This window comes from uncultured Allobosea sp., assembly GCF_945957345.1.
GTDB lineage: Bacteria > Pseudomonadota > Alphaproteobacteria > Rhizobiales > Beijerinckiaceae > Allobosea.
On sequence record NZ_CAMFKW010000030.1, the window covers coordinates 18,988 to 39,221 of the forward strand.

Consider the following 20,234-nt stretch of genomic DNA (forward strand, 5'->3'; position numbering starts at 1 on the left):
CAGCCGCCTGCTCAGGCAGCACAATCGAAGCGGGCGATAGCCGCCCTCGCCTCGGCCGCGGCCAGGGCCAAGGCATCGAGCGCGGTCTCGCTCGCCGTCTGCTCGGGGCCGGCGAGCCCCTCCTCGATGCGGTCGGCGGCCTCGGCGACCTGCCAGGCGCCGATGGCCCGCGCCGCGCCCTTGAGGGTGTGGGCGGCATCCATCCGCGCCTGCCGGTCGGTGCCGCCATGGATCGCGCGCAGATGCACGACGCATTGCTGGGCGAAGAGCGTGAGCAATTCACGCTCCAGCTCGTGGTCGCCGGCGGTTTGGCGGGAGAGATAGGCGAAATCGATGGCCTTCTCGGTCATGTCCGGAGCTCTTCGGCAGATGTCATCAAATGGCAGCATGGGCCGGCCTCATGCCCTTCAGGAAGCGCCCTGATGGTAAACGAGGCGTTAACGACGTTTGTGAATCGCGCAGTCAAATGGGTTTCCAAGGGTCCTGGGGTCCACTACCCTTCCAATTGGTAAATGATGGGCGCAGTGTCTCCGTTCACCCGGCCAGAGGCGGCATGGGGCGGCGGAGATCACCGCACGCGCCCATGTTCAGTAGCGTGGCGAGGCGGCAACGATGAATCGACCCAAGAAGCTCCAGGACCCCACTGAAGCTGCGATGTCGGCAATCGAAGAGGCGCTTCGGCTCGACCAGCCCAAGGACGGCGCCGAGACGCCGGTCGAGACCGAGCCGCGGCTGCCCGCGACCAGCGAGAACGACCTGAAGCTCGAGCTGCCGCGCGTCGAGCCAGCCCCGGCCTCGCCCCCGCCCGCGCCTGCCGCTCCCGCCCAGCAGCAGGCCGCCGCGCCCCGCGCCGCGATCGCGCCCGATACCAGCCGCGTCGCCAATGACGACCGCCGGGATTCGAGCTCGCTGGTCCAGGCCTTCGCTGTGCGCCCGTCGCGCAAGCCCTATTGGTTCGCAGCGCTCGCCTCGCTCGCCTGGCTCGGCGGCGCCGCCTTCGTCCTGCTCGGCCGCTACGGCTCGTTCAGCAACGGCCTGCCCGAGCCCGTCGCCAGCTTCGGCATCGGCGAATGGACGCTGCTCGCGCTCTCGATCGGCGCGCCGGTCGTGTTCTTCTTCGTCCTGGCGGCGCTCTATCGCCGCACCCAGGAGATGCGCCTGATCTCGCGCGCCATGACCGAGGTCGCGCTGCGACTGGCCGAACCCGAGGTCGCCGGCGCCGATTCCGTGCTGTCGCTCAGCCAAACCATCCGACGCGAGGTCGCCGCCATGGGCGACGGCATCGAGCGCGCCGTGGCGCGCGCCGGCGAGCTGGAAACCATCGTCCGCGGCGAAATCTCGACGCTGGAACGCGCCTATGCCGATAACGAGATCCGTCTGCGCTCGCTGATCGACGAGCTCGTCACCCAGCGCGAGGCCGTGGTCGGCAATGCCGAGCGCGTCAAGCTCGCCATCAGCGGCGCCCATGACGGGCTCGCCAAGGACCTCGACAGCGCCAGCCGCACCATCGCGGAAGCGGTCTCGCAGGCCGGCGACCGCGTCACCGGCTCTCTCGGCGCCAAGGGCGACCAGATCACGCAGGCGCTCGGCCGCGCCGGCGAGAAGATGATCGAGGAGATCAGCGGCCGCAGCCACGACCTCGTGGAGCGCCTGCAGATCACCTCCGGCGAGGTGTCCGAGCGCCTGGCCGGCGCCAGCGGCAACCTGTCGGACATGCTCGACGGCCGTGCCAAGGAGATCGCGAGCTCGCTGGAGCGTACCGGCGCGGTCCTCACCGAGGGCCTAACCGCCGGCGCCCAGGACGTCACGCGCGCCATCAGCGAGACCGGCAACCAGGTCGCCGAGACGCTGACCGGCCGCGTCGAGACCGTCAACGAACTGCTCAAGAACACCGGCGAGACGCTCGCCCGCGACATCTCGGCCCGCGGCACGGAAGCGGCCGAGCGATTCGAGGTCAGCAGCCGCAACATGGTCGCGCTGATCGAGAGCCAAAGCGAGGCCCTGCAGGCACGTCTTGCCGAGTCGGGCGAAGCGCTGCGTAGCGCGCTTTCCGACGAAGGCGAGAGCGTCACCACCCGCCTCGCCGAGGTCGGACGCGGGGTCAACAGCCTGCTCGTCCGCCAGAACGAGGCTATCGCCAACCGCCTGACCGAGGTCGGCGAGAGCGTCCACGGCCTGATCGGCACGCATGGCGACACGCTGGTCAGCCGCCTCAACGAGACCGCCCGCACCGTCGACGACGTGCTGCGCGAGCGCAGCGAGGCGATCATCCTGCGCGTCAACGATGCCAGCCAATCGCTCAGCGAATCCGTCGCGCAACATGGCGACACCCTCACCGGCCGCATCACCGATGTCGCGGGCCAGGTGAACGGGCTCTTCACCGACCAGGGCAGCAAGCTCGTCGACCGTCTCAACGAAACCGGCCAGACCGTCCACACCCTGCTCGACCAGCAGGCCGAGAAGCTCGTCGGCCGCGTCTCCACCGCCGGCAACGAGCTTGCCGACCTGGTCGGCCAGCAGAGCGACGGCGTCGTCGAGCGCGTCGCCGAAGCCGGCCGCACCCTCGCCAACCTGATGGGCGAGCACAGCGACGCCACGGTCGCGCGCGTCTCCAATGCCGGCGCCGATGTCGCCAAGCTCCTGTCGGAGCGCAGCGAGGCGCTGGTCTCCAGCGTTTCGGGCGCCGTCAACACCGTCGAGACGCGCTTGCGCGACGAGAGCGAGCTGCTCGTCAGCCGCCTGACGCAGGCCGGCCAGGAGGTCGGCGTCATCGTCGGCAACGAGAGCGAGCGCCTGATCACCGGCCTCTCCGAGACCGGCATGCGCGTCAGCGCCCTGCTCGAGGAGCAGGCCGGCGCGATGACCGTGAAGGTTTCGCAGGCCGGGCTCGAGATCAAGGACCTGCTCGGCAACGAGAGCCAGGCACTGGCCAGCCGCGTCGCCGATGTCGGCCGCTCGGTGCACGGCATCCTGGCGGAGCGCTCGAACGCGCTGATCACCCGCCTCGCCGAGACCGGCGCGAACATCGACCAACAGCTCGACGAGCGCGGCACGACGCTCGCTGCCCATGTCACCGGCAGCATCGAGGCGGCGAAGAGCGCCCTCGAACAGCAGCAGACCGGCTTCCTCGCCAGCATCGGCGACACGGCCGAGAAAGTTGGCGCCCTGCTCGGCGAGCAGCGCGAGACCATGGTGCGCGACCTCGTCAGCACCGGCCGCGAGGTCCATACCCTGCTCGGCGAGCAGAGCGAGGATCTGGCGCGCCGCATGACCGAGGCGACCCGCACCCTTACCGAGACGATCAATGTCGACGGCCGCCATGTTGCCGACCGCGTCGCCGAAGCGACGCAAGGGTTGCGCGACACCTTCACCGTCCATGCCGAGGACGCCCGCACCATGCTCGCCGGCACCGGCCGCGAGATCGTGATGGCGCTGACCCAGCAGGGCGGGCGCGTCAACGAGGCGCTCTCGGCCAACGCCGAGTCCATGCTGCGTTCGGTCGAAGGCCGTGCGCAGGCGCTGAACGAGGCGCTGGCACTGCGCCACGACGCGCTGACCAAGCTCTTCGACGAGCGCGGGCATGAGATCGAGGCTGCGCTCGGCGGGCGCCTGGCGGCGTTCTCCGCGCTGTTCGATACCCAGGGCCGCGATGTCGAGAACGCGCTTGCCGCGCGCCTCGGCGCCTTCGAGGACCTGATCGTCAACCAGGGCGGCACGCTCACCGCCAAGATCTCCGGCGATGCGCAACAGCTCACCGCCGCGCTCCATGCCGGCATCGCGCAGGTCGAGAAGCTGATTTCCGAAGACAGCGTCGTGCTGGCCGACAAGGCCGGCTCCCGCGCGCTGGAAGCGGCCGAGCTGCTCGCCAGCCGCACCCGCGAGGCGGCGGAAGCAATGGAGAGCCAGATCAAGCTGTTCGAGGACCGTTCGGGCGCCAAGAGCGCCGAGATCGCCGGCACGCTCGACAGCCTGATCGCCCGTATCGACGGCAGCCTGGGCTCGCGCGCCACCGCCCTCAACGAGGCGCTGGTCGAGCGCACGGTCGATATCGCCCGCGTGCTGGCCGAAGGCGGGCGCGAGGTCACCAAGGCGCTCGCGGCCAAGGCCGACGAGATCGGCGAGGTCGTCACCTCCAAGAGCGAGTCGCTTACCCGCACGCTCAGCGACAAGGCCGACACGATCAACGCGACGCTGGGCGGCCGCGCCCTCCAGATCGCCGATACGCTTGACCAGAGCGTCGCGCGTTTCGAGGAACGCGTCGTCGGCCGGCTCGACACCGTCTCGCACACGCTCGATACCCGTGGCGACGAAATCGCCACCACGCTGCAGGGCCGTTCGGAAGCCATTGCTGCCCTGCTCGCCGAACGGGCGCAGGAACTGCGCGCCCTGTTCGACGACCAGGGCGGCGGCATGGTCTCGGCGCTCGCCGGCCAGAGCGAGGCCATCGCGGCCGCACTCACCGAGCGCGCCGAGCAGTTGCGCACCCTGTTCGACGATCGCGGGCTCGGCATCGTTGCCGCGCTCGGCCGTCGTGGCGACGCCATCTCGGGCGCGCTCGACCAGCGCGCCGAGCAATTGCGCGCGATCTTCGAGGGCCAGGGCGCCGGCATCGTCACCGCGCTGGAGCGCCAGGGCACGGCGATCGCCAATTCGCTGGACGAGCGGACGGACGCCATGCGCGCCGCCTTCGACGCCAAGGGCCACGGCCTCGTCGAATTGCTCGGCCGCCAGGGCGATACGATCACCCAGTCGCTCGACGAGCGCGTGGAGACTCTGCGCACCGTGTTCGATGCCAAGGGCCATAGTCTCGTCGCTGCTCTCGGGGAGCAGGGCGCGAGCTTCACCCAGGCGGTCGACGAGCGTGTGGACGCCCTGCGCACCGTGTTCAACGCCAAGGGCAACGGTCTCGTCGCGGCGCTCGGACAGCAGGGCGAGACCTTCACCCAGGCGGTCGACGAGCGCGTCGAGGCCCTGCGTGCCGTGTTCGACGCCAGGAGCAACGGTGCCGTCGAGGCGCTGAACGAGCGCGGCGAAGCGCTGGCCAACGAGTTCGCCTCGGTCGGCGAGACTGTGGTGCGCGCGCTCGAAAGCCGCGGCAACGCCATCGTCGCCGGTCTGCGCGACCGTGGCGCGGCCATCACCAACGCGGTCGAGGCCTCGTCCAACGCGCTGCGCGAGACGCTCGAATCCGGCTCGCGTCAGTCGATCGACGCCCTGGTCGGCACCAACGAGCAGCTCCGTGAAGAGCTCGGCGGCATGCTGGGGCGCCTCGGCGAAGCCAACAAGCTAATGCAGCAGATCGTCAACGGAGCGAACAAGAACCTCGCCGCCGTCGAGAGCAGCCTGTCGACCCGCGTCGGCGAATTGCAGAACGTGATCGGCACCGTGATGACCGAGGCCGGCTCGGCCTCGCAGCAGGTCACGGCGCAGATCGCGGAGCTGAAGAGCTTCTCGGAAGGCACGCTGCGCGAGACTGCGGCGCTGATCGGCCAGCTCGACGATCGCGGCACCTCGCTGAACGAGGTGACCCAGGCCAGCAGCGCGGCGCTCAACGCCGTCGCCGGCCGGCTGGAGCAGATCGAAAGCCGCGTCGGCAAGGCGCTCTCCGAGCGCCGCGAGGCGCTGGAGCAGCTGCATGGGCTGATCGCCAATCGGACCGACGATGTCGAAACGATCACCCGCTCCTTCGCCTCGCTGATCGACGACTCGCTCAGCACGGCCGAGGCACGCGCCCGCCAGATCGGCACAGTCCTTTCCGACTCGGCGGAATCGACCACGAACGCCATCGCCCAGCAGTTCGAGACGATCCGCTCCGCCACCGGCCAGGAGCGCGAGCGCACGGCGGAAGCCCTGCGCGCGGCCTATGCCCAGGTCTCGACCGAGATCGGCGGCGAGATCGCCAAGGTGACCGAGCGCTTCCAGAAGGCGGCGCAGGACATGCGCGGCATCACCGGCGACATCCAGCGCGAGCTGGAAGCGACCCGCGCCGAACTGAAGCGCGGCGTGCTCGAACTGCCGGTGGAAGCGCAGGAATCGACCTCGGCCATGCGTCGGGTCGTCGCCGAGCAGATCAAGGCGCTGAATGACCTCACGGAGATCGTGACACGGGCCGGCCGCCGCGGCGACGTCTCGATGCCGATCGACCATGTCGCCAGCCGCCGGCCTGTCGCGGCTGTGGCTGTCGCCGCCCCTGCCCCGGTGGCCCCGGCCCGGCCTGCCCAGGCGTTCACGCCGACTCCGCAGCCCGCCCCGGTCGCGGAGGAGCCGCTGCTGCGGCCGTCGATCGATGCCGCGGCGAGCGAGCCCGAGCAGCCTGCTGCTTCGCGCCCGAACGTCCGGATCGAGACCGCGACCGCGCCGACCCGCCCGGCACCCGTGCAGGAGACGCCGCGCCGCCAGCCGGAGCCGGCTGCGCAGCAGCAGCCAGCCAAGTCGGGCTGGCTCTCGGACCTGCTGACCCGCGCCTCCCGCGAGGACAAGCAGCCGGAGCCGAGCAAGCCGACGACGCATTCGATCGAGAAGCTCGATTCGCTCTCCGTCGATATCGCGCGGATGATCGACCATGACGCCGCCGTCGAGTTGTGGGACCGCTACAAGCGCGGCGAGCGCAACGTCTTCACCCGCCGGCTCTACACGCTGCAGGGCCAGCAGACCTTCGACGAGATGCGTCGCAAGTATCGCCGCGATCCCGAATTCAAGGACACGGTCGACCGCTATATCGACGAGTTCGAGCGCCTGCTCGGCGAAGCCGCCAAGGACGACCGGGACTCGATGGTGGCCAAGACCTACCTGACCTCGGAAACCGGCAAGGTCTATACGATGCTGGCCCATGCCAGCGGCCGCTTCGAGTAAGCGCTGCGCCGCTCGGCTGAAATGAGAAAGGCCGCCCGTGAGGGCGGCCTTTGCTTTTGATGGGCCGCCGCGTGCCTACAGCGTGCTGATTTGAGACGGAACCACGCCTTCATTCCGGGCTTGACCCGGAATCCATCGTAGAGCGCGATACCCTACAATCGATTCCGGATCTGCGTCGCTTCGCGACTTGTCCGGAATGACGGCGTGGTTCCATGCTAAATCAGCACGCTCTAAGCCGCTGCCCGGAAGCGTGCCTCGCCGCGGTTCACGAAGCAGGTCTTGTCGAACTGCGAGAGGTCGAGCGGGTTGGGCAAGCGCACATCCGCGATCTCCGGGAACGGCCTGCCCGAGCCCTCGTAGGCGCGGTCGATTTGCGAGATGAAGACGAGGATCAGGCCCCTCTCCCGCGCAAAGGCCTTCAACATCCGCACCTGCAGCGCCAGTTCCGGCGTCTCGCGACGCTGGTCGAGCAGTTGCAGGTAATCGATCACCGCCATCGTGCCGCGCGGCGCGTCCGCCAATCTCGCGACGATATAGTCGGCGCTGATAGCATCGGAGCAATCGCAATCGAACAGGCCGGCGAAGTCACCCGGCTCGATATTGATCGCGCGCAGGCGAGAGAGGACGTCCGCCGGCGTGTATTCGAGCGTGAGAAAGATGCCCCGGCGCCCGGCCCGCATGGCTTCCGCCAGAAGCGCGAGCCCCGCCAGCGTCTTGCCCTGCCCGGGCCGGCCGGCGATCAGGACGAGATCGCCCGGTTCCAGCAACGGCCAGAGTGCACGCACCGATGTCATGCCGGGCTGCTTCGCGATGAGCAGGCTCCAGCTGCGATAACCCTCCTCGCTCGCGATGCGATCGAGCGCGGCGTGGAGCGGGATGCGCTCTGTCCGGCTCAGGAGCCTGGCCTTGCGCTTCAACTGATGGATCGGGGCCGACAAAACCATGACGTGAACCTCCTATCGCAGGCAGCTGGCGCAATCCCTCCTCATGCGTGATGCCCGGACAGACGGTCGGATCGTCGGAAATGCCCTGCATGATGATGCTTCCCCGGCTGGAGGGGGGAGGCTCGGGCCGAGCCAGAATCACAACTTAGCGCAGCCGGTTCCGAAAGGGAATCGGCAGTGCTTGTCCCGAGACGTCATGGGCGCGGCGAAGACGCGCTCAGCGCGCCCAGCGCACGATCTCGACGAGGACTTGCGACAGCGCCCGGTCGAGCGCCTGGGTGGCACCCGGCCCGTCGACCGCGCCGGCCGGCACGCGCGCCGCAAACAACCGCGCCCGCTGGATCTGGCCGGTTCGGTCGCCGACGATCCGCGCGGTGATCTCGACCACCGCCGTCCCGCTCGCCGCATCGATATTGAAACTGCGGATATTGGTGTTGAGCTGGACGTCGGGGGAGATGCGTTGGCCTGGCCCCGCGACCGAGCCGACGCGGCCGGCATTCTCGAAGGTCTGGATCAGGCGCGCCTGAACCAGCGCCGGAACCCGGTCCGCCCATTGCGCGCCGCCGACGAAGGAGAGCGCGCCGCTCGAATCCTTGACGATGACGCGGTCGGAATCGAGCGCCTGGACCGCCGTCGGCTCGGCCACGACCATCGCCCCCCGCGAGCCGCCGACCTTGCCGAAGCCCCCCGGTGCCGAGAGATCGAAGGTGGTCGGCGTCGCCCCGCCGCTGCAGCCGGCGAGCAATACGGCCGAAGCCGCGACCAGGACCGGAAGGAATAGACGCGCCAGGCGGGCCGAAGGAAGGCGAAGCTCGGTCGTCATGGGGCTAACGCGATCCGTTGTATTGGGGGAGCGGCGGCTTGCCGCCGAAAATGAACTGCTGCGGGTTGCGTTCGAAATTCCGCAAGGTGCGGTTGAGTTCCGTCAGGGTCTTCCTACCGTCCGAGGCCAATGTCTCGACGTCACGCAGTCCCGGCCCGGTGAAGCGGCTGATGCCGGCGGTGATCTCGGCCGTGCGCTTGTCGAGATTGTCGGCGAGCGTCCGGATCGACTTGGCGGCGTCCGCAACTTCCTGGAAGGCGCTGCGGCCATCGGGGCCCGAGCCGGATTCGAGGAAGCCCTTCGCCGCCTTGAGCACGCCCTCGACCTGATCGGCCGCCTTGTCGAGCTTGGCCGAAATGGACGCCGCATCCTTGACCACCTTCGCGACATCGGCACTGGAGCCGCCGAGCGCTCCGGTGAACTTGTCGACATTGTCGATGATGCTCGCGACCTTGTTGCGGTCGACCGAACGGACGACGCCCGTCAATTCCTCGCTGAGCGATTGCAGCTTCTGCGACAGCGGCTGGATCGTCTCGGCGATGTTGCCGAAGCCGGCCATCAGCTTGTCGAGCCCGTCAGCGTTGTTGCCGAGCGCCTGCGAGAATTTCTCGACGTTGCGGACCGTGTTGTTGATCGGCGTGGCGTTCTGCTTGATCAGCCCGTCGAGCGAGGTGAGCATGCCATCGGCCCTCTGCGCCACGTTGCGCACGGTCTCGATGATGTCCTGCAATTCGGAGCGCTCGGCGATGATCGTCGGCATCGGCTCGCCCGGTTTCGCCTTCAGGACGGGCGCGCCGGGATCGCCGCCGATGAGCTGCAACGCCACCACGCCGGCCAGCCCCTGCGCCTCGATGCGGGCGCGCGTGTCCTCGCGCAGCGGCGTCGTATTGGCGACCTGGACCACGGCATAGATGCGGCGCGGATCGTCCGACTGGAGCTCGATGCTGGTGACTTCGCCGACGCGCAGGCCGTTGAAGAGCACGCTCGATCCGCGTCCGAGCCCGGTCACCGTGCCGGTGAAGATGATGCGGACGCTCTCCTTGCGCCCGGCTCCGCCACTGTTGAACCAGTAGACAAAGCCGAAGGCCGCCGCGAGGACCGCGAGCGTGAACAGGCCGACGAGTGCGTAATTGGCGCGCGATTCCATCGTCTACAGGCTCTGTCCCCGCTCTCCCGCCGGCAGCCTGGCCATGGCGCGCTCCCCGCCGAAATAGGCCTTCAACCATGGATGGTCGGATGCCAGCATCGTTGCCAGCGGCCCGACCGCGATCACCTTCTTGTCCGCCAAAGCGGCGATTCGGTCACAGGCATGATACAGGCTGTCGAGATCGTGGGTTACCATGAAGACGGTGAGACCCAGAGTTTGCTTCAAGGTCATGATGAGATCGTCGAATTCGGCGGCGCCGATCGGGTCCAGGCCCGATGTCGGCTCGTCCAGGAAGACGATCTCGGGATCGAGCGCCAGCGCACGCGCCAGGGCAGCCCGCTTGATCATACCGCCCGAGAGCTCGGAAGGCGCCTTGTCGGCGGCATCGCGCGGCAAGCCGACGAGATCGAGCTTCACCATCGCCAGTTCGTCGAGCAGGTCCGGCGAGAGCTGAAGATACTCGCGCATCGGCACCTGGATGTTCTGCTTCACGCTCAATGCCGAGAACAGCGCACCCTGCTGAAACATCACGCCGAAGCGCCGTTCGAGGACGCGGCGCTGCGGCGGACTCAGATCGTCGACATCCTCGCCGAAGACCTCGATGGTCCCGCGCCGCTTGCGGACGAGGCCGAGGATCGTGCGCGTCAGCACCGATTTGCCCTGGCCGGAACCACCGACGAAACCGAGGATCTCGCCGCGCATCACGTCGAGATTCAGTCCATCCATGATCACCTTGTCGCCGAAGGCGACCTTGAGATCGCGCACGCGGATGACGGCCTCGGGCTCGCTCGCTGCCTGCGTCCGATGCTGATGGGAATGGCCCTGCGAAACCATCGTCAGAACTCGATCGAGGCGAAGAACATGGCGAAGAGCCCGTCGACGACGATGACCATGAAGATCGCCTTGACCACCGAGGCCGTGACCTGACGGCCGAGCGATTCCGCCGAGCCCTTGACCGCGAGGCCCTCGATCGAGGCGATCAAACCGATGACGAAGGCCATGAAGGGCGCCTTGATCAGGCCGACGGCGAAATGCTTCCAGGTGATCACCGATTGCAGGCGCGCCAGGAACGTATCGACGCCTATGCCGCCATAGAGCCAGGCGACGAGCCCGGCCCCGACCAGACCGGCCATCGCCGAGATGAAGGTCAGGATCGGCAGCGAGATGATCAGCGCGAGGATGCGCGGCACCACCAGCACCTCGATCGGGTCGAGACCCATCACGCGCAGGGCATCGATCTCTTCGCGCATCTTCATCGAGCCGATCTCGGCGGTGAACGCCGAGCCCGATCGGCCCGCGATCATGATCGAGGTCAGCAGCACCGCGAGCTCGCGCAGGATCAGGATGCCGGTCAGATTCACGACGAAGGCGGAGGCACCGAATTGCTGCAGCTGGAAAATGCCCTGCTGGGCGACGATGCATCCCACGAGGAACGAGATCAGCATGATGATCGGCGCGCCGTTGAAGGCGATCAGCTCGATCTGGTTGACCAGCGACGGCCCGCGGAACTTGCGTGGACCGAGGACGACGCTGGCCGAGCCGACCACGACCTCGCCGAGGAACATGGCGCCGCCGACCATGTCGCGCCCGAAGCGTACGACGCTCTCGCCGATATCGACGAGAATGTCGACGACGCCGACATGCCGATGCGGCTTCGGCGGATCGTCGTCATGGACCTGGACCTCGGCCAGGAGGATGCCGTGCTCGGGCCTGCTGCTGACGAGCTCGACCGCGACGCCCTTTCTCTCCTCGCGGGCCTTCAGGCGGTTGAGAACATAGGCGCCGAGCGTATCGAGCCGCGTCACGTCCGAGAGGTCGATCCGGGCTCCGGCCTCGGCAGGCAGGCGCTCGGTGATCTCCCCGATCAGCTCTTCGATGCGGGGCGCGCGGTCGGCGCTCCACGAGCCCGAGAGCGCCACCGCGAGCGCGCCCGCGTCATCGCGGATAGTCGCCTGCGGTTCGGCGGTATCGAGGCTCGCCATGTCGCCGTGAGGTCCTTGTTCCCCTGGCCGAAACGGCCCTGCGCCTCGTGCGGCCGCGCATCGCCGGCCGCATCTGCCTCCACCCCTTGACCTGTATTGCCGCGCTACGCGTGCTTGGCAAGTTTCGGGCGATCCGCCGATGTTCGCCGCGCCGCAAGCATGGGTGGAGAGCCCGGGAACCACGGCTTCTCGGGCGATCTTGTTCCAATTCGGGGCGAAGGCAGCAATTCCTTAAGAAATCGCAAGGCAGGCTCGAAGGATAACGTCACGACCACCGGCCTGATTCGGCCGGTCCTTCGAAGGCAGATCCGTGATGGGCGACGTCCGCTCGCTGACACCGCTGAGCCAGGCCGACTACGAGGCGATCGAAGCCGCGGTGATGGAGACGGCGCGTGGCCGCTGGTTCATGGTCGAATACGCCAAGCGCAATCGCCAGGCGGACACGCTGCAATTGCTCGGCGCCATCCAGCGGATCGAGCGGGTCGTCGGCCTCGGCGTGCAGGAGACCAGCCGGGAGACCAATCTGATCGAGGCGGCCGCGCTGATCAGCGATCTGCGCACCGATCTCGAGCGCATCAGCGGCAAGGCCGAGGCGCGTTCCTCCGGCCTCGCCGCCCAGATCGAGAAGGCCGCCGGCTCCGTGCTCGCCGCGTCCGAAAGCATCCAGGAAACGGCCTGGGGCCTGCGCGAGACGGGAGCGGATGCGGAAGCCTGCGACGCGCTCGACCGGCATGCCTCCGAAATCTCGACGGCGATCGGCATCGTCGACAGCGTGGTCCAGCGTATCGACAAGATCGCCGACACGATCGCGATGCTGGATTCGAGCCTGCGGGCGTTCGGCGAAGTCTCGCGCGAGAGCAGCGTGAGCTTCGAGGCGATGGCGGCCTCCGCGGAGGCGATGATGGTGCCTCCCCCTTCCACCGCGCCACGCCTTTACGACGACCTCGACGTCGCGACCGATGGCCATGCGCCGGTACCGTTGGCGCGCAATGATCGGCCGGCAGACGAAGCACGCTTCGCCACGGCCCCGCTGCTCGACGACGATATCGCCTTCAGCGATCCGGTCGAAATTGCACCGACTGCCGCGCGCCTCGCTGGGCCACAGTCGGAAACCGCGTTGCGCGAAATCGACGCGATGCCGGCCGAGCGCAAGCTCGCCTATTTCGTCTAGACGACAGCGGCGACCGCTCAGTTCTCGCGGCGGATCGCGCTTTCGTGCCAGCGATGCAGCAGCAGGTACGAGATCAGGCTGGTCGCCAGGAAGATCGCGATGCCGGATAGCGAGATCATCACCAACGCCGCGAAGACGCGCGGAATCTTGAGCTGGTAGCCCGCTTCCAGGATGCGATAGGCCAGCCCCGAGGCGCTGCCGCCGGTGCCCGCGACGAACTCCGCCACGACCGCCCCGATGAGTGCGAGGCCGCCCGAAATCTTCAAGCCTGCCAGGAAATAAGGCAGCGCCGCCGGCAGCTTGAGATAGCGCATCGTCTGCCAGCGCGAGGCGCCGTAAAGCTCGAACAGGTTGACGAGGTTATGGTCGGCCGAGTTCAGACCGAGGATCGTGTTCGACAGGATCGGGAAGAAGGCGACGATCCAGGCGCAGATCAGCAGCGACAGGTCGATATCGTTGGCCCAGATGATGATCAGCGGAGCGATGGCGACGATCGGCGTGACCTGCAGGATGACGGCATAGGGCAGCAGCGCCATCTCCAGCCATTTTGACTGGCTGAACAGCACGGCGAGCGTCACGCCGACGACGATCGCCGCGGCGAGCGCCATGAAGGTGATCTTCAGCGTGACCCAGAGCGAGCCGGAGAGCGTGCCCCAGTCGGCGACCAGCGTCTGGCCGACCAGGATCGGCCCGGGCAGCACATAATGCGGGATGTCGTTCCAGCGGACCGCGAACTCCCAGAGCGCCAGCACGACGACGCCGATGACCAGTGGCGCCAGGATGCGGGGCCAGACACTGGCGGGTAGGCCGAGGATACGAGCCTCGGCCATCACGACGGGCAGCGCCTGCGCGTCGGTGCCGTCCGGGCGCATGGTTTCGACGGGCGCACTCATCGGCCGATCGCCTCCTTCAGCGTGGTGGAGGCCACGCGGCAGAGATGGGCGTATTCGCCGGAGGTCCGGAACAGCTCGTCGCGTGGATAGGCGGCATCGACCGAGAGATCGGCCATGACCCGGCCGGGCCGCGCCGCCATCACCACGATACGCTGCGAGAGGTAGACGGACTCGAAGACCGAATGGGTGACGAAGACCGCGGTGAAGCGCTCGCGCTCCCACAGCGCCAGGAGGTCATCGTTGAGGCGATGGCGGGTAATCTCGTCGAGCGCCGCGAAAGGTTCGTCCATCAGCAGGATCTTCGGCCGCATCACCAGCGCACGCGCGATCGAGACGCGCATCTTCATGCCGCCGGAGAGTTCGCGTGGATAGGATTTCTCGAAGCCCTTGAGGCCGACCAGCGCCAGCATCTCGGCGGCGCGCGCCTCGGCCTCGGCCCGGGCCACGCCCTTGAGCTTCAGCGGCAGCATGACGTTGGCGAGCGCATTCGCCCAGGGCATCAACGTCGGGTCCTGGAAGACGAAGCCGAGATCGCGCGCACCGTGGCCGGCGCGGCCCTGCGCCGCGCCGGTCTCGCCCGGCCAGGTGATGGAACCGGTCGTCGGCGCGCCGAGGCCGGCGATCATGCGCAGGAGCGTCGACTTTCCGCAGCCAGAGGGACCGAGCAGGCTGATGAACTGCCCTGCCCCGAGCTCCAGATCGACATCACGAACCGCAAGCGTGCCGTTGGCGAATTGCTTGGAGACGTGCCGGACAGCCACCAGCGGGGTGCTCGCGGCGAATTGCGGCTTCGTCTCGTCCATCGTCACAGTCATCTTTTCAGCAATGCTCGTCCGGCTCAGCCCTTGCCGATACCCTTGTTGACGAAATCGAGGCTGTAGGCCTTCTTCACGTCGACGCCCGCCGGAACCACGCCGGCCTCGCTCATCGTCTTGTAGAAGCTCGCCCAGCGCGCATCGGTCATCGCGCCGATGCCGAGCGTCTTGGCGTCGCCGGAGACGACGATGCCGCGCTCGTTCATCACCTTGAGCGCGTAATCGATCTTCTCCTGATCCATGTCGGGATTGTCCTTCAGGATCCGGGCGTTGGCTGCGGCGTTTCCGGGGCCGCCCTTCATGTATTCGGCCCAGCCTTCCAGCGTCGCGTCGGTGAAGCGCTGCACGACCTCCTTCTTCTCCTGGACCATCTTCCGGGAGAGCGTGATCGTGGTGTTGTAGTTCTCGAACCCGGCATCGGCGAGCAGATGCACGACCGGATCGACACCCGCCTTGCGGATGACGAAGGGCTCGGAGGAGAGGAAACCCTGCTGCGTCAGCTTCTTGTCGGCCAGGAACGGCGCCATGTTGAAGGTGTAGGGGCGAATCTGCTCGTCCTGGAAGCCGAACTTCAGCTTCAGGAAGGGCCAGAAGCCGACGCGGGCCTGCGCCGCGATCAGGATCGGCTTGCCCTTGAGATCGGCGAGCGTGTCATTGCCCTGGCCGGGATGCGAGATCAGGACCTGCGGATCCTTCTGGAAGATCGAGGCGATGCAGAGGAAGGGCAGGTTCTCGTGGGCGAAGCTGAGCGCTTCCAGCGAGTTGCCCATGATCATGTCGACACGGCCGCCGAGCAGGAGCTGGGTCGGATTCTGCTGCGGGCCGCCGGGGCGGATCTCCACGTCGAGGCCGTATTTCTTGTAGATGCCGTTGGTCGCGGCGAGATAGAAGCCGCCATGCTCGGTCTGGGCGCGCCAGTTGGTCTGGTAGCTGACCTTGTCGAGCGTCTGCGCGTTGACGCGTGCGCCCGGCACCGGGATCAGCAGGGAGGCGGTGGAGCCGCCGATCAGCCCGAGCGCGGCACGCCGGTTCACGCGATATTTCATCGTCGTCATCTCGCTCTCTCCCCTCATGCTGCAGCCGGGCAGCCACTGGCCCGTCTCCTTATCCCATGCGATAGGACGACGGGACAATGCAACGCCGCGCGGCCGGGTTTCTGCACAGAAACAAGGCGATCACGCCGGCTCCTGACAGGCCTGAACATGACCGCACGTTTCTGGGGCGATCTGAAGAGCTCCGATTTCGCCGGGCTCTCGCCCGATCGCACCGTCACGGTGCTGCCGCTGGCGGCGATCGAGCAGCACGGCCCGCATCTCCCCGTCTCGGTCGATACCACCGTGATGAACGGGATGCTGGCCGAGGCGATGCCGCTGGTGCCTGATGATCTCGACGTGCTCGTGCTGCCGACGCAGGCGGTCTGCAAGTCGAACGAGCATCTGCATTCGCCGGGCACGGTCACGATCGGCTGGGAGAGCGCGATCCGCTCGTGGATCGAGATTGGCGAGAGCGTGAAACGGGCGGGCCTGCGCAAGCTCGTGCTGATCACCTCCCATGGCGGCAATGTCGACCCGATGAAGATCGTGGCGCGGGAGCTGCGCGTCGATCACGGCATGCTCGCCGTCTGCACGGCCTGGATGTCCTTCGGCCTGCCGGACGGTCTCTATGGCGAGCTCGACATCCGCCACGGCATCCATGGCGGCGACGTCGAGACCTCGCTGATGCTGCATTTCCGGCCGGATCTCGTCGACATGGGTAAGGCCGCGCTGTTCAAGCCGCATACCGTGACGATGGCAGAAGAGGGCTATGCCCATCTGCGTCCGACCGGTCCGCATGCCTTCGCCTGGATGGCGCAGGACGTGAACCTTGCGGGCGCGGCCGGCGACGCCAGCCTCGCGACGGCGGCGAAGGGCAAGGCGACGGCGGCGCTCCAGGCGCAGGGCTTCGCCGCCCTGATGGCCGATGTCGCGCGGATGCCGCTCGATACGCTTTACAAGGCGGGCTGAGCCTTCACTCCGGATCGAGCAGGCGCGGCCCCGGCCCCTCCTCGGCCAAACGGTCGAGCGGGTTGTGCAGCGGGCAATCGCGCACCGACAGGCAGCCGCAGCCGATGCAGCCGTTCAATTGGTCGCGCAAGCGCGTCAGCCGGTCGATGCGGCGCTCCAGCTCCTGCTTCCAGGCCGACGACAGCCGCGCCCAGTCGGCGACGGTCGGCGTGCGCTCCTGCGGCAGCGCCCTGAAAGCCTCGCGGATGGTCTTCAGCGGAATGCCGGCGCGCTGCGCCACCTTGATGATTGCGACCCGGCGGAGCACCTCGCGGGCATAGCGGCGCTGGTTGCCCTGCGTGCGATGGCTGCGGATCAGCCCTTCCGCCTCGTAGAAATGCAGGGCGGAAACGGCGAGACCGCTGCGGCGGGCGACATCGCCGACGCTGAGCTCGATCGGAAAATGCGCCTGCCGGGACATCGAAATACGCCTCTTGACCTTAACCTTACTTGAGGTTTTATAAGCCGCGCTCCCGTGATGCAAACCGGAGCGTTTCCATGCACCAGAAGGTCGATACGCGGATCAGGCTCGCCCTGATCTATGGCAGCAGCCGCGAAGGCCGCTTCTGCGACAAGGTCGCCGGCTGGGCGATCTCGCAGATCGTCGGCGACGGCCCCTTCGACCTCGCGGCCGTCGATCCCGGCGAGATCGACCTGCCGCCACGCCATGTCAGCGGCAAGCACCCAGCGCTTGAAGAGCTCAGGAGCATCATCGGCTGGGCCGACGGCTTCGTCGTGGTGATGCCGGAATATAACCGCGGCTATCCGGCAATCCTGAAATTCCTGATCGACGTGGTCGGGCCGGAATGGCGCGGCAAGCCGGTCGGCTTCGTCTCCTATGGCGGCATCTCAGGCGGCTTGCGTGCCGTCGAGCAACTCCGCCTCGTCTTCGGGGAACTGCATGCCGCGCCGATCCGCGACGGCGTCGCCTTCGCCGATGTCTGGAGCCGCTTCGATGCGGAGGGGGCCCTGCTCAATGCCGACCGGGCGGAACAGGCGATGGCGACGATGCTGGCGCAGCTCCACTGGTGGGCAAGCGCGCTGCGCAAGGCACGTGAGGCGGTGCCCTACGGCCAGTTCGCGGCGGCGTGATACGTCACGCGAACGTGGAAAGAGCTTCACAAATCCGAACTGGTCTCCTCGTGGCGGGATGCGGAACAATGCCCGTCCCAGATGAGGAGCCGACGGATATGAAGCTCAAACTTCTCCGCAACGCGACGCTGAAGCTCACCTATGGCGGCAGGACCTTCCTGATCGACCCGGATTTCGGCCCGCGCTACAGCCGCCGCTCCTTCACCGGGCGCTCGGAGAACCCGATGGTCGAATTGCCCGAGCCGATCGAGGACATTATCGCGGGCGTCGACACGGTGATCGTGTCGCATCTCCATGCCGATCATTTCGACGAGGTCGCCAAGGAGCGCCTGCCGAAGGATCTGCCCGTCATCTGCCGGCCCGGCGACGAGGCCGCGATCGCGCAGGCAGGATTTTCCTCGATCACGGCGATCGACTGCTATGTGCGGCTGGGGCCGATCATCCTGAAGCGGCATCCGGCCCAGCACGGCACTGGCGCCGTCGTCGAGAAGATGGGGCCGGTGATGGGTCTGAGCTTCGAAGCGCCGGGCGAGCCGACGCTCTACTGGTGTGGCGACAGCGTGCTCTACCCGCCCCTGCGCGATGCCGCGACGGCGACGGGGCCGGATGTGATCGTCACGCATTCCTGCGGGGCGAAGTGGGACGACACGCTGATCGTGATGGACGACACACAGACGCTCGATCTCGCCGAGGCCTTCCCGCGCGCCACCGTGATCGCGACGCATATGGAGGCGCTGGATCACGCCACCGTCAGCCGTGCGGCTTTGCGCAAGGCAGCGAAGGAGCGTGGCGTCGACACGCGGCGCCTGCGCATCCCCACTGACGGCGAGACGATCGAACTCGGCGTGCCGGCTTTGGTGTGAGCCAGCCTGACCAGCCATGCTCGGGCTTAACCCGAGCATGGCTGGTGCAGCAGTCTATTCGCCGGCCTTGAGCTGCTTGGCGTAGATGTCCTTGTACTGCTCGCGCAGCAGGTTCTTCTGCACCTTGCCCATGGTGTTGCGCGGCAGCTCCGCCACGACGAAGACCTGCTTGGGCTGCTTGAACTTGGCGAGACGCTGCTCCAGCGCCGTGGCGATGCCCTTTGCGGTGATCTCCGCACCAGGCTTGCAGACCACGACCGCGGTGACGCCTTCGCCGAAATCGGGATGCGGCACGCCGATGACGGCGCTCTCGATCACGCCCGGCATCTCGTCGATCTCGGTCTCGACTTCCTTCGGATAGACGTTGTAGCCGCCGGTGATGATCAGGTCCTTGCCGCGCCCGACGATATGGACGTAGCCGGCTGGGTCAATCTTGCCGAGATCGCCGGTGATGAAGAAGCCGTCCGGCCGGAACTCAGCGGCCGTCTTCTCGGGATTGCGCCAGTAGCCCTTGAAGACGTTGGGGCCCTTGACCTCGATCATGCCGATCTCGTCGCGGCCGATCTCCTTGCCGGTCTCGGGATCGGTGACGCGGGCCGAGACGCCCGGCAGCGGGAAACCGACCGTGCCCGCCACCCGGTCGCCCTCATAGGGATTCGAGGTGTTCATGTTGGTCTCGGTCATGCCGTAGCGCTCGAGGATGGCGTGACCGGTCTTCTCGCGCCATTCGCGATGCGTCTCGGCCAGCAGCGGCGCCGAGCCGGAAACGAACAGGCGCATATGCTTGGTCGCCTCCTTGGTCAGGCGGGCATCCTGCAAAAGCCGGACATAGAAGGTCGGCACGCCCATCATGCTCGTGGCCTGCGGCAGGTATTTGAAGACCTGCTCCGGATCGAATTTCGGCAGCAGGATCATCGAGGCGCCGGACAGCAGGATCACATTGGTCGCGACGAAGAGGCCGTGGGTGTGGAAGATCGGCAAAGCGTGCAGCAGCACGTCGCCCTTCGTGAAGCGCCAGTAGTCGACCAGCGCCAGCGCATTCGACGACAGGTTGTCGTGGCTCAGCATCGCGCCCTTGGAGCGGCCGGTCGTGCCGGAGGTGTAGAGGATGGCGGCGAGATCGTCCGGCCCGCGCGCGACGTCGGTGAAGTCGCCCGAGGCGACGTTGGCCTTGTCGAGCAGGCTGCCATTGCCGATGCCGAGCGTCTCCAGCTTGGCGCCAGCTTTCTCGGCATAGGGACGCAGAGCCTCAGCCTTCGAAGGATCGCAGACGAAGACTGCGGGTTCGGCGTCGCCCAGGAAATACTCGATCTCGGCCGGGGTATAGGCAGTGTTGAGCGGCAGGAAGATCGCGCCCGCCCGGACCGTGCCGAGATAGAGCATCAGCGCCTCGAAGCTCTTCTCGACCTGGACGGCGACCCGGTCGCCCGGCTTGACCCCGAGCCCGGTGAGCGCAGCGGCAAAGCGCGCGGAGACCGCGACCATATCGCCATAGGAGAAACGCCTGCCGTCATCGAGCAGCGCGAAGGGCGCGTCCGGCGCCGGCATGCGCGAGCGGATGAGGTCAAAGAGATGATTGCCCATGATTTCGGGTCCTTTCAGGCGTTTCC

At 67.3% G+C, this 20,234-nt stretch carries 16 protein-coding genes; 5 read left to right on the plus strand and 11 right to left on the minus strand.

Annotated elements, in window-relative coordinates; all coding sequences use genetic code 11:
• Positions 1-11 precede the first annotated feature (11 nt).
• On the minus strand, positions 12-350 hold the full coding sequence (locus Q0Q36_RS15615) for an Hpt domain-containing protein (RefSeq protein WP_293799159.1): 339 nt from the start codon (positions 348-350) through the stop codon (positions 12-14).
• A 262-nt stretch (positions 351-612) separates the two neighbouring features.
• Here Q0Q36_RS15615 and Q0Q36_RS15620 point away from each other — a divergent pair, with 262 nt between their 5' ends.
• Complete coding sequence (locus Q0Q36_RS15620; protein ID WP_293799160.1) at positions 613-6,852, plus strand: hypothetical protein; 6,240 nt, start codon at positions 613-615, stop codon at positions 6,850-6,852.
• A 230-nt stretch (positions 6,853-7,082) separates the two neighbouring features.
• On the opposite strand, the gene Q0Q36_RS15625 is transcribed toward Q0Q36_RS15620, so the two are convergent.
• From Q0Q36_RS15625 to Q0Q36_RS15645, 5 genes are all read right to left on the minus strand, one after another.
• Positions 7,083-7,796 carry a DNA helicase gene (locus Q0Q36_RS15625; RefSeq protein WP_293799161.1) on the minus strand — a complete coding sequence of 238 codons (714 nt, stop codon included), beginning with the start codon at positions 7,794-7,796 and terminating at the stop codon, positions 7,083-7,085.
• A 217-nt stretch (positions 7,797-8,013) separates the two neighbouring features.
• Positions 8,014-8,619, minus strand: a complete 606-nt coding sequence (locus Q0Q36_RS15630; RefSeq protein WP_293799162.1) for an ABC-type transport auxiliary lipoprotein family protein — start codon at positions 8,617-8,619, stop codon at positions 8,014-8,016.
• 4 nt (positions 8,620-8,623) lie between these two features.
• The gene (locus Q0Q36_RS15635; RefSeq protein WP_293799163.1) at positions 8,624-9,766 is read right to left on the minus strand and encodes an MlaD family protein; all 1,143 of its coding nucleotides are present in this window, start codon (positions 9,764-9,766) and stop codon (positions 8,624-8,626) included.
• Between the two features lie 3 nt (positions 9,767-9,769).
• A complete protein-coding gene (locus Q0Q36_RS15640; RefSeq protein ID WP_293799164.1) occupies positions 9,770-10,600 on the minus strand; it encodes an ABC transporter ATP-binding protein in 831 nt (276 codons plus the stop codon).
• A gap of 2 nt (positions 10,601-10,602) precedes the next feature.
• On the minus strand, positions 10,603-11,748 hold the full coding sequence (locus tag Q0Q36_RS15645) for an ABC transporter permease (RefSeq protein WP_293799165.1): 1,146 nt from the start codon (positions 11,746-11,748) through the stop codon (positions 10,603-10,605).
• Between the two features lie 310 nt (positions 11,749-12,058).
• Between Q0Q36_RS15645 and Q0Q36_RS15650 the strand changes: the two genes are divergently transcribed.
• Entirely contained in the window at positions 12,059-12,919 is an 861-nt protein-coding gene (locus Q0Q36_RS15650; RefSeq protein WP_293799166.1) for a hypothetical protein, read from the plus strand.
• A gap of 17 nt (positions 12,920-12,936) precedes the next feature.
• Here Q0Q36_RS15650 and Q0Q36_RS15655 read toward each other — a convergent pair whose 3' ends face one another.
• Genes Q0Q36_RS15655 through Q0Q36_RS15665 form a run of 3 tightly spaced genes read right to left on the minus strand, consistent with a single transcriptional unit; the run spans position 12,937 to position 15,682 of the window.
• Positions 12,937-13,749 (minus strand): ABC transporter permease, encoded by an 813-nt coding sequence (locus tag Q0Q36_RS15655; RefSeq protein WP_293799201.1) that lies wholly within the window; start codon positions 13,747-13,749, stop codon positions 12,937-12,939.
• 59 nt (positions 13,750-13,808) lie between these two features.
• Positions 13,809-14,627 (minus strand): ABC transporter ATP-binding protein, encoded by an 819-nt coding sequence (locus Q0Q36_RS15660; RefSeq protein ID WP_293799167.1) that lies wholly within the window; start codon positions 14,625-14,627, stop codon positions 13,809-13,811.
• A 23-nt stretch (positions 14,628-14,650) separates the two neighbouring features.
• On the minus strand, positions 14,651-15,682 hold the full coding sequence (locus tag Q0Q36_RS15665; RefSeq protein WP_293799168.1) for an ABC transporter substrate-binding protein: 1,032 nt from the start codon (positions 15,680-15,682) through the stop codon (positions 14,651-14,653).
• Between the two features lie 147 nt (positions 15,683-15,829).
• On the opposite strand from Q0Q36_RS15665, the gene Q0Q36_RS15670 reads away from it, so the two are divergent.
• Entirely contained in the window at positions 15,830-16,630 is an 801-nt protein-coding gene (locus Q0Q36_RS15670) for a creatininase family protein (RefSeq protein ID WP_293799169.1), read from the plus strand.
• Positions 16,631-16,634: 4 nt separating this feature from the next.
• Here the strand turns inward: Q0Q36_RS15670 and soxR are convergent, their stop codons facing one another.
• The gene (gene soxR, locus Q0Q36_RS15675) at positions 16,635-17,090 is read right to left on the minus strand and encodes a redox-sensitive transcriptional activator SoxR (RefSeq protein ID WP_293799170.1); all 456 of its coding nucleotides are present in this window, start codon (positions 17,088-17,090) and stop codon (positions 16,635-16,637) included.
• A gap of 77 nt (positions 17,091-17,167) precedes the next feature.
• Between soxR and Q0Q36_RS15680 the strand changes: the two genes are divergently transcribed.
• Positions 17,168-17,761 (plus strand): NADPH-dependent FMN reductase, encoded by a 594-nt coding sequence (locus tag Q0Q36_RS15680; RefSeq protein ID WP_293799171.1) that lies wholly within the window; start codon positions 17,168-17,170, stop codon positions 17,759-17,761.
• A gap of 98 nt (positions 17,762-17,859) precedes the next feature.
• Positions 17,860-18,624: an MBL fold metallo-hydrolase gene (locus Q0Q36_RS15685; RefSeq protein WP_293799172.1), complete on the plus strand. Its 765-nt coding sequence runs from the start codon at positions 17,860-17,862 to the stop codon at positions 18,622-18,624.
• A 54-nt stretch (positions 18,625-18,678) separates the two neighbouring features.
• On the opposite strand, the gene Q0Q36_RS15690 is transcribed toward Q0Q36_RS15685, so the two are convergent.
• Positions 18,679-20,208: a malonyl-CoA synthase gene (locus tag Q0Q36_RS15690; RefSeq protein ID WP_293799173.1), complete on the minus strand. Its 1,530-nt coding sequence runs from the start codon at positions 20,206-20,208 to the stop codon at positions 18,679-18,681.
• Positions 20,209-20,234 lie beyond the last annotated feature (26 nt).

Excerpts from the sequence above, each read along its gene's own strand:
- Q0Q36_RS15615 (WP_293799159.1), bottom strand. The coding sequence starts at position 350 with ATGACCGAGAAGGCCATCGATTTCGCCTATCTCTCCCGCCAAACCGCC.
- Q0Q36_RS15620 (WP_293799160.1), top strand. The coding sequence starts at position 613 with ATGAATCGACCCAAGAAGCTCCAGGACCCCACTGAAGCTGCGATGTCG.
- Q0Q36_RS15625 (WP_293799161.1), bottom strand. The coding sequence starts at position 7,796 with ATGGTTTTGTCGGCCCCGATCCATCAGTTGAAGCGCAAGGCCAGGCTC.
- Q0Q36_RS15630 (WP_293799162.1), bottom strand. The coding sequence starts at position 8,619 with ATGACGACCGAGCTTCGCCTTCCTTCGGCCCGCCTGGCGCGTCTATTC.
- Q0Q36_RS15635 (WP_293799163.1), bottom strand. The coding sequence starts at position 9,766 with ATGGAATCGCGCGCCAATTACGCACTCGTCGGCCTGTTCACGCTCGCG.
- Q0Q36_RS15640 (WP_293799164.1), bottom strand. The coding sequence starts at position 10,600 with ATGGTTTCGCAGGGCCATTCCCATCAGCATCGGACGCAGGCAGCGAGC.
- Q0Q36_RS15645 (WP_293799165.1), bottom strand. The coding sequence starts at position 11,748 with ATGGCGAGCCTCGATACCGCCGAACCGCAGGCGACTATCCGCGATGAC.
- Q0Q36_RS15655 (WP_293799201.1), bottom strand. The coding sequence starts at position 13,749 with ATGGCCGAGGCTCGTATCCTCGGCCTACCCGCCAGTGTCTGGCCCCGC.
- Q0Q36_RS15660 (WP_293799167.1), bottom strand. The coding sequence starts at position 14,627 with ATGACTGTGACGATGGACGAGACGAAGCCGCAATTCGCCGCGAGCACC.
- Q0Q36_RS15665 (WP_293799168.1), bottom strand. The coding sequence starts at position 15,682 with ATGACGACGATGAAATATCGCGTGAACCGGCGTGCCGCGCTCGGGCTG.
- Q0Q36_RS15670 (WP_293799169.1), top strand. The coding sequence starts at position 15,830 with ATGACCGCACGTTTCTGGGGCGATCTGAAGAGCTCCGATTTCGCCGGG.
- soxR (WP_293799170.1), bottom strand. The coding sequence starts at position 17,090 with ATGTCCCGGCAGGCGCATTTTCCGATCGAGCTCAGCGTCGGCGATGTC.
- Q0Q36_RS15680 (WP_293799171.1), top strand. The coding sequence starts at position 17,168 with ATGCACCAGAAGGTCGATACGCGGATCAGGCTCGCCCTGATCTATGGC.
- Q0Q36_RS15685 (WP_293799172.1), top strand. The coding sequence starts at position 17,860 with ATGAAGCTCAAACTTCTCCGCAACGCGACGCTGAAGCTCACCTATGGC.
- Q0Q36_RS15690 (WP_293799173.1), bottom strand. The coding sequence starts at position 20,208 with ATGGGCAATCATCTCTTTGACCTCATCCGCTCGCGCATGCCGGCGCCG.